Genomic DNA, 12383 nt, shown 5'->3' on the forward strand with positions numbered 1-12383 from the left:
TACGGGGCGCCGCTGCGACCCGGACGGCACGCACCACCGATCACCTGCTCAACCGATCAACTGCGAAAGAAGCACCGTGCGAAAAGCTCTCACCCTTGCTCTGCCCCTCCTGCTAGTGCTGACAGCCTGCGGCGGTGACACTGAGAACACCGAACGGAAGACCGCCGGGGACGCCGCCATCCTCGAATCGGTGCGCGTTGACGGTGGATCCGATGAAGAGGCACCAGAGGTGACATTCGAGTCGCCGCTGGAGGTCACCGGCCCCGCTGCGGCCACCATCACCACCGGTGACGGCGAACCGATCGCCGACGGCGACCGCGTCTCCTTCCACCTGGTGGGCCTCAACGCTGAAGACGGTGCCGTCCTCGGCGACACCTATTCCGCCGGGCAGCCGCAGACCCTCGACCTGACCGAACAGCTGCAGGAAGTCGACCCTGAACTGTACGAGGTACTCCTGGGAACCGCTATCGGGTCGCAGATCGCCTACACCACCGTCCTGGAAGGCCAGGACCCCCAGCAGCTGATCGTCATGCGCGTGCTCAGCGCTGAAGAGGCGCCCCCGGTGCCCGAGGTTCTGACCCCTGAGGAAGTCGAGGAACTTGATGCCGACGGCCAGCTTCCCACGTTCACGTTCGACGACGACGAAGCACCGGTCATCGACATTCCCGACAACGAGCCCTCGGATGACCTCGTCATCAAGGTCCTGGAGGCCGGGGACGGCGAGGTCCTCACCGAAGCGGACACCATCGCCGCCAACTACGCCGGCTGGCGCTGGGACGACGGAGAACAGTTCGACTCCAGCTACCCTGGCGGCGAACCGGTCGAATTCCCGCTCACCGGAGTGATCGAAGGCTGGACCAAGGGCCTCGCCGGCCAGACCGTCGGCAGCAAGGTGTTGCTGGTCATCCCCGCCCCCATGGGTTACGGCGATCCCGCTCCCGAAGGTCGCCCGTCCGGCACCCTGGCCTTCTATGTAGAAATTGTCGAAAAGGTCGCTGCCGAATAATCTGCGGCCCCCCCACTTTCAGCACCAACCCAGAGGAGAAATATGTCACTCGGATCAAACGGAACCGACCGCACCAAGCCGGAAATTGAGTTCCCCGGCACCAACGTCCCCACCGAACTGGTCATCTCCGACCTGATCGAAGGGTCAGGTGACGAGGCCAAAGCCGGCGACACCGTCTCCGCGCACTACGTGGGCGTCGCCTTCTCCACCGGGGAAGAGTTCGACTCGTCGTGGAACCGCGGTGCCCCCCTCGACTTCAAGGTCGGCATCGGCCAGGTCATCCAGGGTTGGGATCAGGGCCTACTCGGCATGAAGGTCGGCGGACGACGCCGGCTGGAGATCCCCGCGAACCTCGCTTACGGCGACCGCGGCGCCGGCGGCGCCATCGCCCCCGGCGAGTCGCTCATCTTCGTCGTCGACCTGATGGGTCTGCGCTAAGCACCACGCGCACGCAAGAATTGATGGCCGGGGCACAGTGTGCCCCGGCCATCGTGTTGCGGGTACTCTTTCCAACGTGTCAGCTAAACGAACCGAACGCCTTCTCACCCTGGTCATGCTGCTGCTGTCCACCCAGCGCGGCTATTCCAAGGAGGAACTGTTCCACGAGATCGAGCTCTACGGTGGGGCCGCGAGCCCCGCTGCCCGGGAAAAGCTGTTCGACCGTGACAAGGCGGCGCTTCGCGAGCAGGGCATCCCCGTCCAGTCCTTCAGCGATGACCCGGCTTTCGATCATGACAACTCGATCCGTCGGTACCGGATTGCCGCTTCCGAGTACCGGCTCCCGGAGGTCACCTTCACCGCCGAAGAGTCGGCGGCGCTCACTCTTGCCGCGGGGATGTGGGACGTCGCCACCCTCGATTCAGCTGCCGCCAGGGCGCTCCAAAAACTGCAGGACCGCGGCGCCGCCCGCGACGACGCCGCAGCCCTCCCCATTGAACCCCGCATCCACACCAATGAACCCCACTGGGATGAGGTATGGCGTGCCACCACCTCCCGCCGCCCTATTTCCTTCGGCTACCGGGCCGCGAGCACCGGCCGGGAGGAGCAACGGAATCTTCAACCGTGGGGGATGGGAAGCCGCTACGGGCACTGGTATGTGGTGGGCCGTGACCTTGACCGCGGGGAAGAACGCTACTTCAGGCTCTCCCGGATCACCACGTCGCCCCTGCAACACGAGGGGACCTTCGAGGTCCCCGATGACTTCACCATGCTGGACTCGCTGGCCTCGCTGGAACGTGTCAGCGAACCGTTCACCGCCGTCGTCGCCGTGCGCCCCGACACCTGCCACCTGCTGCGCACCCGCCGTGGTGCGCGAACCGACGGCACCGACGCGGGGTGGGACACCCTCACCTTTCCCTACGGTGACGTGGGAGAGGCGGCCGCCGACATAGCAGCGTTCGGGCCACGCGCCCGGTCAGTGGGCCCACCGGAGCTGGTGGCCCGGGTGGGGGAGCTGCTCAGTGCTGCCGCGGCGGCACAGGAAGGTCCGTTCCCCGACGTCGCGTTCACCGATCGCGCTGCGCGACCGGCCCGGCGAAAAACCTCCTCCGACAGCCACCTTCGGCGACTGCTCGATCTGGTGCCCTACCTCCTCGACCACCCGGGCGCGGACATGGACGAGACAGCCGACCGCTTCGGCGTCACCCGTGCGCAGCTGGCGTCCGACCTTGAACTGTTGTTTGTCAGCGGCCCCCGCTTCTACCCCGAAGGGTTGATCGAGGTAAGCCTGAACGGCGACCTGATCTTCCTCAGCAACGCTGACCACCTTGCCGAACCGGTTCGGCTGAACCTCGATGAAGCCTGCACGCTTATTGTGGGCCTGGACACCCTCAGGCGGCTCCCCGGTCTGGACCCGGGATCGGCCGCTGCCACCGCCCACGCCAAACTCACCGAGGCGGCCGGCGACGCCGGGCGGGCGGGACGGGCCATCGCCACGACCCTCACCGAGGAGGCGGTGGGCCCGACCCTCGAAACCATCCAGACCGCGCTGGCCGCTCACGTGCGCCTGGAGCTCACCTACCTCGTTCCCACCCGGGATGAGGTCACCCAACGCACCGTCGAACCGATCAGGGCCTTCTCCCGGGATAACACCTGGTATCTCGAAGCCTGGTGTACCAGCGCCCGATCGGTCCGCAACTTCCGCCTCGACCGGGTCCAGGCAGCCATCCTCACGGCAGACCCTGTGACCACACGACGACCCGCCGCCGACGGCGATCTCCTGTTCCGCCCCGCCGCGGGGGATGCGCTGGTGACCTTCATTCTTCGGCCGCCCGCGCGCTGGGTCGCCGGGCACTACAACGCCGAGCGTACGCAGGAGATGCCCGACGGTCAGTTGGCAGCGGAGATCAGGGTTGCCACCACCGGGTGGATTCCCGGGCTGGTGGGCAGGCTCGGAGGCGGCGGCGCCGTCGCAGCGCCCGGGGACCTTCGGCGGGACTGCGAGGTGTGGCTTTCCGCCGCCCGGCTCAACTACCCGTGACCTCCTGTCCCCATCGCAGTCGTCGCTCCCTTAGACTTGAGCCATGGCTTGGTGGACGTGGATTGTGATCTGGGTGGCCCTGCTTGCGCTGACCCTTCTGGTACTTGTCGCGCTCGGCTACTACCTCTTCCGGAAGGTCAAGGCCCTCCTCAAGGAGGTGGAGCACGCCACCGACGTCATCGACCGGTCCACCAAACCCACGACCGGCACGGAACAGCCTGCCCGCGACTCACCGGTCGCTGTGTTCAGAGATCCGGGCACCGTCAGGGACGAACTTCGCGACGCCAAGGCCCTCCGGGTCGCTTCCCGCCGTGAGCGTCGCATCCACCGCCGGGTGGAGCACGGTCAACCAGTCAGCCTGAAAGACCTTCCCCATGTTTGATCTTCGGCCCACGTTGCGCCACCGCACCGATCCGGCCGGGAACTATGAAAGGATTTCATCATGAGACCTGAAGGTTGGGCACTTGTTGCCATCATCGTTGTCGCCCTGCTGCTCTTCGGCGCCCCCAAACTCCCCGGACTGGCCCGCAGCGTCGGCCAGTCCCTGCGTATCTTCAAATCCGAAGTGAAGCAGATGAAAGACGATGACCCAACTGATACACCCGACAAGGGTTCCCCGGTCGAAGGGCGCATCGTCCCGCCGTCACACGGCGGGACCGGCTACCCCGACACATCAGGACCGGCCACCCCCGGGCAGCATAACCCGCCGGGATCAGCCGATCCGACGTCCCGCACACCCTAGGGTGAGTTGGGGGTGCTGAAGGTGCGCGGCAGAGGTCGCAAATCCAACCCTGAGGGGCGGATGGCTCTCAGGGAGCACCTGAAAGAGGCCAGGAACCGGATCATCAAAGCCGCGCTGGCCCTCGTCGTCGGAACCGTTGCTGGCTTCTTCATCTACAACCCGGTCCTGACCGCACTGTCCCGCCCCATCCTTGAGCTGAACGCCCGGGAAGGCAGGGAAGCAGTCCTGAACTTCGACGGCGTCGCCTCGCCGTTCGACCTGCTGGTGCAGGTATCGGTGTTCATCGGGATCATCCTCGCCAGCCCGGTCTGGCTCTACCAGCTGTGGGCGTTCATCACCCCGGGGCTGAAAACCAAGGAACGCCGGGTGGCGCTGTCCTTTATCGCCGTCGCGGTGCCGCTGTTCCTGGCCGGGATCTATCTGGCCTGGCTGGTGTTGCCCAACGCTGTGCGGGTGCTCACCGACTTCACCCCCAGCGGATTCTCGAACATCATCCTGGTCACCGCCTACATCACTTTTGTGCTGCGCCTGATGCTGGCGTTCGGCATTGCCTTCCTGCTTCCGGTGGTGCTGTTCGGACTGAACATGGTGGGTATTCTCACCGGCAAGCAAATCCTTAAAGCCTGGCGCATCACCGTGTTCCTGATCTGTGTGTTCGCCGCCATGGCAGCACCGGGCGGCGACGCCCTGGGTATGCTCTACCTGGCCGCACCCATGGTGGTGCTCTTCTTCATCGCCATCATGCTGTGCCTGCTCAATGACAAGCGGCGCGACCGCAAACGTGCCGCCCAGGATGCTGAGGTGGAGGCGGGGGCCGATACGGCGTCCACCATCGACGGTCTCTGACCCGTTCCCACCCGGGTGCAAACCCGCCAGCCGGGACAGATTAGGCTTGATCGTATGACCTCCCCCGCCGAGCGGTACCAGCTAGCACGGGCGCGCACCGCACACATCGCGACGTCACTGTTCCAGTTCGAAAAGACCCTGGGATTCGACCTGGACCAGTTCCAGCGGGACGCCTGTGTCTGCCTCGAAGCCGGGCGGGGAGTCCTCGTCGCCGCTCCCACCGGGGCCGGAAAGACCGTGGTGGGGGAGTTCGCCGTCTATCTGGCTCTGGAGAAGCGGCTGAAGGCGTTTTACACCACCCCCATCAAGGCGCTCAGCAACCAGAAATACTCGGAACTGTGCGCCGTCTATGGAGTGGAACGGGTGGGCCTGCTCACCGGCGACACCTCCATCAACCCCGACGCCGCCGTCGTCGTCATGACCACCGAAGTGTTGCGGAACATGCTGTACGCCAACTCGGACACCCTCGATGACCTGGGGTACGTGGTGATGGACGAGGTGCACTACCTGGCGGACCGGTTCCGCGGCGCGGTGTGGGAGGAAGTGATCATTCATCTACCGTCCGATGTGCGGCTGGTGTCCCTCAGCGCGACGGTCTCCAATGCCGAGGAATTCGGCGCCTGGCTGGACACCGTCCGCGGCCACACCGATGTGGTGGTTTCCGAGCACCGGCCCGTCCCACTCTGGCAGCACGTCATGGTGGGCCAGAACCTCATGGATCTCTTTGCCGGTGACGTGGCTTTTGACGAGGCAGCGCCCGCCGGAGCCGAGGCCGGCGCCGCCGACCGTTATGAGGTCAATCCTGAGCTCCTCGACCTGGCGAACTCCGAAACCCGCCTGAACCAGCGCTCCGGCTGGGGCGCCGGCGGGCCGCGGCGGGGGAGGGGCCCAGCGAAGAGGCCGCCGCAGGCGGTATCCCGGGTGCGGCGTGCCAGCCGGCCCCAGGTCATCAGCGCACTCGACCGTGATGGCCTGCTCCCGGCGATCACCTTCATCTTTTCCCGTAACGGCTGCGAAGCGGCGGTCAGCCAGTGCCTCGACGCTGGCCTGTGGCTGACCACTGAGCCGGAACGCGAGATTATCGCCCGTCGCGTCGATGAGGCGGCCGTTGACCTGCCGCCCGAAGACCTGGCGGTCCTCGGGTTCTGGGAATGGCGGGAGGGGCTGATCAGAGGGTTCTCCGCCCATCATGCGGGGATGCTGCCCACCTTCAAGGAAGTGGTGGAGAAGCTTTTCGCCATGGGCCTGGTCAAGGCGGTGTTTGCCACCGAGACGTTGGCCCTCGGGGTGAACATGCCAGCCCGCTCGGTGGTGCTGGAGAAGCTGGACAAGTTCAACGGCGAGGCCCACGTCAATGTCACAGCGGGGGAGTACACCCAGTTGACGGGCCGCGCCGGACGCCGGGGCATTGATGTGGAAGGCCACGCCGTGGTCCTATGGCAGCCCGGGACCGATCCCGGAGCCGTTGCCGGGCTTGCCTCCCGCCGCACCTACCCCTTGAATTCAAGTTTCCGTCCCACCTACAACATGAGTATTAACCTGATGGCCCAGTTCGGCCAGGACCGGTCACGGGAGATCCTCGAAACGTCGTTTGCCCAGTTCCAGGCGGATCGTTCAGTGGTGGGGCTCGCGAAGCAGGTGCGGACCCGCGAAGAGTCGCTGAAGGGCTACCAACAGTCCATGACCTGCCACCTCGGCGACTTCACCGAGTACTCGAAACTCCGCAGGGAACTGTCGGACCTTGAGGATACTGCGGCGAAAACCACGTCCCGCAGCAAACGGTCTGCCGCCGCCTCGTCGCTGGAGATGCTGCGGCCCGGTGATGTCATTGACGTCCCTGCCGGACGTATTCAGGGCTACGCGGTGGTCCTGAGTGCCGACACCTCACGGGAGCCGCGGCCCACCGTTCTCACGGAAGACAAGCAGATCCGACGGATCGGAGTGCAGGATCTCGGCGGTCCGCTCGAGGTGCTGTCCCACATCAGGATTCCCAAGAACTTCAACGCCCGCAGCCCCAAGGACCGGAAAGATCTGGGATCGTCGTTGCGCAACGCGCTCCACGACAAACGTCCGCCGCGCCGGGGTGCGGCCAGCAGGGACGGCTTCCACACAGCGGTCACCGACCGTCAGGAGGCGGCCATCGCCGAGCTCCGGCGGAGGCTGCGTGCCCACCCCTGCCACGGCTGCAGCGACCGGGAACAACACGCCCGATGGGCCGAACGCTGGTGGAAGCTGCGCCGGGAAACCGATCGCCTCGCCGGTCAGATCCGCGGCCGGACGAACACCATTGCAAAAACTTTCGACCGCGTCTCCGACGTCCTGCTCCATTACGGCTACCTTCAGGACACCCCGTCCGGCGCAACGGTCACCCCCGCCGGACGCAAACTGCGCCGGGTCTACGGCGAGAAGGACCTGCTCATTGCCCTGTCGCTCGAACATGGTGCCTTCGACGGCCTCGATGCCGCGGATACCGCCGCTCTGGCGTCAGTGCTGGTCTACCAGGCCAAACGCGAAGAACGCGGCCTGCGGCCCAAGATGCCCAGCACAGCACTCGACCCATCGATCGACGTCGTGATCCGCCAGTGGTCGGCGCTGACCGATCTGGAGGAGCAGTTCAAGCTTCCGGTCACCGGGGAGCCTGAACTGGGCCTGGTCTGGCCCATGCACAAGTGGGCCAGGGGCAAGGCGCTGCAGGCCGCACTGAGCGGCACCGAGCTGGCGGCCGGGGACTTTGTGCGGTGGACCAAACAGGTCATCGACCTGCTGGATCAGCTCGCCAAGATCGACGACCTGCCACCCGGCCAGCGCCGGCTCTGCATCGAGGCGATCGGCCTCATCCGCCGGGGCGTGGTGGCCTACTCGGCCATCGGCGATTAGTCCCCACCGTTCAGTACTGTCATCACCATCTGTACCACCACCTGCACCACCGTCTGGAGCCCGAATGACCCCGCCCCGCCCCGTTCTCTACCGCAACGGCTCTGTCTACAGCGCCGCTGACCCCTTCGCCACGGCGATGCTGGTCGACGGCGACACTGTCGCGTGGATCGGCTCCGAACATGCCGCCGAGTCCCTGGCGGACTCCACCATGACCGTGGTGGACCTGGCCGGGGCACTGATCACTCCGGGGTTCGTGGATTCCCACGTCCACACCACGGAGACGGGTCTGGCGTTTGAATCCATCGACCTGTCCGACTGCGGGACCATCACCGACCTCCTCGACCGGGTCTCCCTTGCAGCGCGCAGCGGCCTCCACACGGTGTTGGGGCACGGCTGGGACGAGTCCCGGTGGTCCGAACGGACAGTCCCCACGGCCCAGCAGCTCGATGCGGCAGCGGGAGGGAAACCCGTCTATCTGGCCCGCGCGGATGTCCACTCGGCCGTGGTGTCAGGATCCCTTGCCGCCAGCCTCGGGTTGGCGGCTCTCGATGGCTGGGACAACGGCTTCGTCACGCGCGAAGCCCACGTCACGGCACGCCTCGCCTCGCGGAACTTCGACGACCACCAGCGTTCCTCCTACCAGCGCGCCGCACTCCGCAGGGCGGCAGCCAACGGCATTGTCGCTGTCGCCGAAATGGGGGCCCCGCACATCTCACCCGTAGCCGATCTGCAGTCCCTGCTCCGGTTGGGGGAGCAGACGCCCAGCGAGCATCTCCCCGAGATCCTGGCCTACTGGGGGCAAGCGGTGACCTCGGCGGCCGAGCTCAAGGAAGTGGCCGGCCTGTTCGGTGGACGCCTGGCCGGGCTGGGCGGGGACCTCAACGTCGACGGGTCGATCGGCTCCCGCACCGCGGCCCTCCGGCAGCCCTACGCCGACGATCACGCCCACCACGGCTCAGTCTTCCTTGACGCGGAGGCCGTCGCAGCCCACCTCGGAGCCACCACCAGCGCGGGGATGCAGGCGGGATTCCATGTCATTGGTGACGCCGGCCTCGACGTGGTGCTGCAGGGCCTCGCACTGGTCGCAGATGCGCACGGGATCGAAGCGGTACGAAAGGCACGCCACCGCCTCGAACATGTTGAGTTCGCCGACGCCGGGGCCATCGCCCAGCTGGTGCACTTCGGAATCACCGTGAGCGCCCAGCCTGCTTTTGACGCCCGCTGGGGTGCCCCCGGTGGTCTGTACAGCCAGCGGCTGGGCGCCGAGCGGGCAGCCGGACTGAATCCCTTCGCGGGCTTCCTGGCCGCCGGTGTCCCACTGTGCTTCGGTTCGGACAGCCCCGTCACGTCCCTGGACCCCTGGGCCACCCTCCGGGCCAGCGTGATGCACCACAACCCTGCCCACCGGATTTCCGCCCGGGCGGCCTTCATCGCCCACACCAGGGCCGCCTGGCGTGCCGTTGGCACGGGGCACCCCCTGCTCGGCCAGTTGGTGCCCGGCGCCCCGGCGTCGTACGCGGTCTGGGAGGTCGAGGAACTGATGGTTCAGACGGCCGACAGCCGGGTGCAATCCTGGAGCACCGATCCGCGGGCGGGGACGCCGCTCCTGCCGGCGCTCGACACCGGGGCGGATCCGCTCTGCCTGGAGACGGTCCACCGGGGCCGCCAGCTTTACCTGGCCGAGGGTTCCAGTGAAATTCCGTCGGTGCTCCCTTCCGCGTCCTGACCTGCACAAACAGTTGTTTGCGCAGGTCAGCGGCCTGTTGACACGTGCCAGACAGCACGTAGGCTTGCAAGTCAACGGGTCGAGAATCGAGCACCACCGATGACCCGACCGGGCCGATTCGGCGCATTTTGGGGCAGCCACCGATTGTTGGAATGGCTCTTCCCTGTGCCGCGGCATCGGTAACCAAAAAACGGGTAGATTCGCGCGTCAGTAGAAAACAGCTGTGATCCGTCAGGATCCGTGCTGGCCCGAAGGCGCGTGAATCTGCCCGGTTTTTGGCAGCCAGCGTTCGGGCCCGGGCACCGGGCCTTTTCGATCCTGTCCGGGCATCCAATATACTGATCGTTTGGTTCCGGCCCACGGGACGCGTGCGCCCCAGGCGCAGCTGCTACTTGATCAGAGGTTGCCTGAGTGCGAGTCGTCACCATCATTCCCACCTACAACGAGATTGAGTCGCTACCCCTGACCGTCGCACGACTGCGCCGCGCGGTACCGCACTCGGACGTCCTGGTGGTGGACGACAACAGTCCTGACGGGACCGGCGCTCTCGCTGATTCCCTTGCTGGCACCGACCCGCAGATCCACGTCCTGCACCGTACCGGCAAGGCAGGACTGGGTGCCGCCTATATCGCCGGGTTCAGCTGGGGTCTCGATGCCGGGTATGACGTTCTGGTGGAAATGGATGCGGACGGCTCCCACCGGCCCGAACAACTGCAATCCCTGCTCGATCAGGTGCCCAACGCGGATCTGGTGATCGGATCCCGCTGGGTTCCCGGTGGCAGTGTGGTGAACTGGCCGCGCCGCAGGAAACTCCTGTCCCGCGCAGGAAGTACCTACTCGCGCCTCATGCTGGGCATCGGGGTCAGGGATATCACCGCCGGCTACCGCGCGTTCCGCAGGGAAACCCTCGAGAAGGTGGACCTGACCACCGTCGACTCGGTGGGGTATGGGTTCCAGGTGGATATGACGTTCCGGGTGGCGACGCTGGGCCTGACCATCGTCGAGGTGCCCATCACGTTTGTGGAGCGGGAGTTTGGTGCGTCGAAGATGAGCGGCGGGATTGTGGTGGAGGCCATCGCCAACGTCACCCGCTGGGGGCTCGCTGCGCGGTGGCGCGCGCTGACTCGACGGGCGATTCCTGCGCGGGAGGCGTAGGGACACACGACGGGGCACGAAAAAGCCGGGTCACCTGCCTGTGGCAGATGACCCGGCTTGAGGCGCTGGTGTGTCCAGGCTAGGCGGAACGACGCTCTCCGCGGCGTTCCCGCAGGATGGTCAACCGGTCCTGAAGGATTTGCTCCAGTTCGTCCATGCTGCGACGCTCCAGCAGCATGTCCCAGTGGGTGCGCACCGGCTTGTCGCCTGATGTGTCGGGGCGTTCCCCGTCCACCAGCAGCGCTTCCTTACCGGTCTTGGAAACCCAGATCGGTGGAACGTCGGCTTCCGCAGCAAAAGTAACAAACACCCGCTCGCCGTCTCCACAACGGTATTCAACCCGCTGACGTGGAGCTGGCTCAACCCCGGACTCAGTCTCCATGCTTTGCGCTCCGAGGCGCATTCCGCGCAAGCTACGATCGCTCATGTATTCTCCTACTCAATAATTTGGCATCCGTAACGGCAGACGGTGGCGCGGCATTTGCTACCGCAACCTGCCATCTACATAACGCTGTGGAATGAGAGTCTGTTCCCGATCAGACCAGCGAAACTACGGCAAACATCCAATTATACGCCGGAAGAGGCCGTAAACAGAAACTGGTGAGCTAAGGCTTAAGCTCGGCGTCCGGGGCGTCAGCCGTCGCGTTGCCCAGCACATTGCCAATTCCCTTCAGCGCCTCGCCCACCTCGCTGGGAATGATCCACAGCTTGTTGGACGATCCTTCAGCGAGTTTGGGGAGGGTCTGCAGGTACTGATAGGCGAGGAGCTTCTGCGTCGGGTTTCCCTTGTGGATGGCGTCGAAGACCTTCTGGATGGCCTGGGATTCGCCGTCGGCCCGGAGGATGGCCGCCTTCGCATCACCTTCGGCCGCGAGGATCGCTGCCTGCCGCTGCCCCTCAGCGGTTAGGATCTGCGATTGCTTGGTACCTTCGGCGGTCAGGATCGCCGCACGCCGGTCCCGCTCGGCGCGCATCTGCTTCTCCATCGAATCCTGGATGGACAGGGGCGGATCAATGGCTTTGAGCTCCACCCGGGAGACACGGATTCCCCAGCGGCCGGTCGCCTCATCGAGCACACCCCGCAGCTGGCCGTTGATCTGGTCACGCGACGTCAGGGCTTCCTCGAGGTTCAGCCCGCCGACCACGTTGCGCAGGGTGGTGGTGGTGAGTTGTTCAACTGCCTGAATGTAATTGGCAATCTCGTAGGTCGCCGCCCGGGGGTCGGTCACCTGGAAGTACACCACGGTGTCGATCGACACCACCAGGTTGTCTTCGGTGATCACCGGTTGGGGTGGGAAAGACACCACCTGCTCGCGCAGGTCGAGGAGGGGGAGCAGACGGTCCACAAAGGGGATCAGGATGGTGAGGCCGGGTTGCAGGGTCCGCTGGTATTTTCCGAGCCGCTCCACGACGCCGGCGCGGGCCTGCGGGATGATCCGCACCGATTTAACCAGGACGATCAGGACAAAAATGATCAGGGCAATCAGGACAACTGTCAGTCCGATTGCCCCTGCGTCGCTAGGCATAGGTTCCCCTTTGGTTTGGTAGCACG

At 65.6% G+C, this 12383-nt stretch carries 11 protein-coding genes; 9 read left to right on the forward strand and 2 right to left on the reverse strand.

Translation table 11 applies throughout. From position 1 onward, the window contains the following. Positions 1 to 76 precede the first annotated feature (76 nt). The 9 genes from IWX62_RS05945 to IWX62_RS05985 all read left to right on the forward strand — a co-directional run bounded on the left by IWX62_RS05945 (position 77) and on the right by IWX62_RS05985 (position 10831). The gene (locus IWX62_RS05945) at positions 77 to 1006 is read left to right on the forward strand and encodes an FKBP-type peptidyl-prolyl cis-trans isomerase (RefSeq protein ID WP_196840467.1); all 930 of its coding nucleotides are present in this window, start codon (positions 77 to 79) and stop codon (positions 1004 to 1006) included. 42 nt (positions 1007 to 1048) lie between these two features. Then, positions 1049 to 1444 carry an FKBP-type peptidyl-prolyl cis-trans isomerase gene (locus IWX62_RS05950; RefSeq protein ID WP_196840468.1) on the forward strand — a complete coding sequence of 132 codons (396 nt, stop codon included), beginning with the start codon at positions 1049 to 1051 and terminating at the stop codon, positions 1442 to 1444. Positions 1445 to 1520: 76 nt separating this feature from the next. Continuing rightward, positions 1521 to 3485, forward strand: coding sequence for a helix-turn-helix transcriptional regulator (locus tag IWX62_RS05955; RefSeq protein ID WP_196840469.1), 1965 nt, complete (start codon positions 1521 to 1523; stop codon positions 3483 to 3485). A 43-nt stretch (positions 3486 to 3528) separates the two neighbouring features. Then, entirely contained in the window at positions 3529 to 3867 is a 339-nt protein-coding gene (locus IWX62_RS05960; RefSeq protein WP_196840470.1) for a hypothetical protein, read from the forward strand. Between the two features lie 60 nt (positions 3868 to 3927). Next, a complete protein-coding gene (locus tag IWX62_RS05965) occupies positions 3928 to 4227 on the forward strand; it encodes a twin-arginine translocase TatA/TatE family subunit (protein WP_196840471.1) in 300 nt (99 codons plus the stop codon). Positions 4228 to 4287: 60 nt separating this feature from the next. Then, complete coding sequence (tatC, locus tag IWX62_RS05970) at positions 4288 to 5073, forward strand: twin-arginine translocase subunit TatC (RefSeq protein ID WP_196840682.1); 786 nt, start codon at positions 4288 to 4290, stop codon at positions 5071 to 5073. Between the two features lie 54 nt (positions 5074 to 5127). Continuing rightward, a complete protein-coding gene (locus IWX62_RS05975; protein WP_196840472.1) occupies positions 5128 to 7950 on the forward strand; it encodes a DEAD/DEAH box helicase in 2823 nt (940 codons plus the stop codon). Positions 7951 to 8014: 64 nt separating this feature from the next. After that, positions 8015 to 9676, forward strand: coding sequence for an amidohydrolase (locus IWX62_RS05980; protein ID WP_196840473.1), 1662 nt, complete (start codon positions 8015 to 8017; stop codon positions 9674 to 9676). Between the two features lie 411 nt (positions 9677 to 10087). After that, a complete protein-coding gene (locus IWX62_RS05985; protein ID WP_196840474.1) occupies positions 10088 to 10831 on the forward strand; it encodes a polyprenol monophosphomannose synthase in 744 nt (247 codons plus the stop codon). A 79-nt stretch (positions 10832 to 10910) separates the two neighbouring features. Here IWX62_RS05985 and IWX62_RS05990 read toward each other — a convergent pair whose 3' ends face one another. Next, positions 10911 to 11258: an RNA polymerase-binding protein RbpA gene (locus tag IWX62_RS05990; RefSeq protein WP_196840475.1), complete on the reverse strand. Its 348-nt coding sequence runs from the start codon at positions 11256 to 11258 to the stop codon at positions 10911 to 10913. Positions 11259 to 11436: 178 nt separating this feature from the next. Then, complete coding sequence (locus IWX62_RS05995) at positions 11437 to 12357, reverse strand: SPFH domain-containing protein (RefSeq protein WP_196840476.1); 921 nt, start codon at positions 12355 to 12357, stop codon at positions 11437 to 11439. Between the last annotated feature and the right edge of the window lie 26 nt (positions 12358 to 12383).

It is taken from the genome of Arthrobacter sp. CAN_A1, from assembly GCF_015751665.1.
Classification (GTDB): Bacteria; Actinomycetota; Actinomycetes; order Actinomycetales; family Micrococcaceae; genus Arthrobacter_D.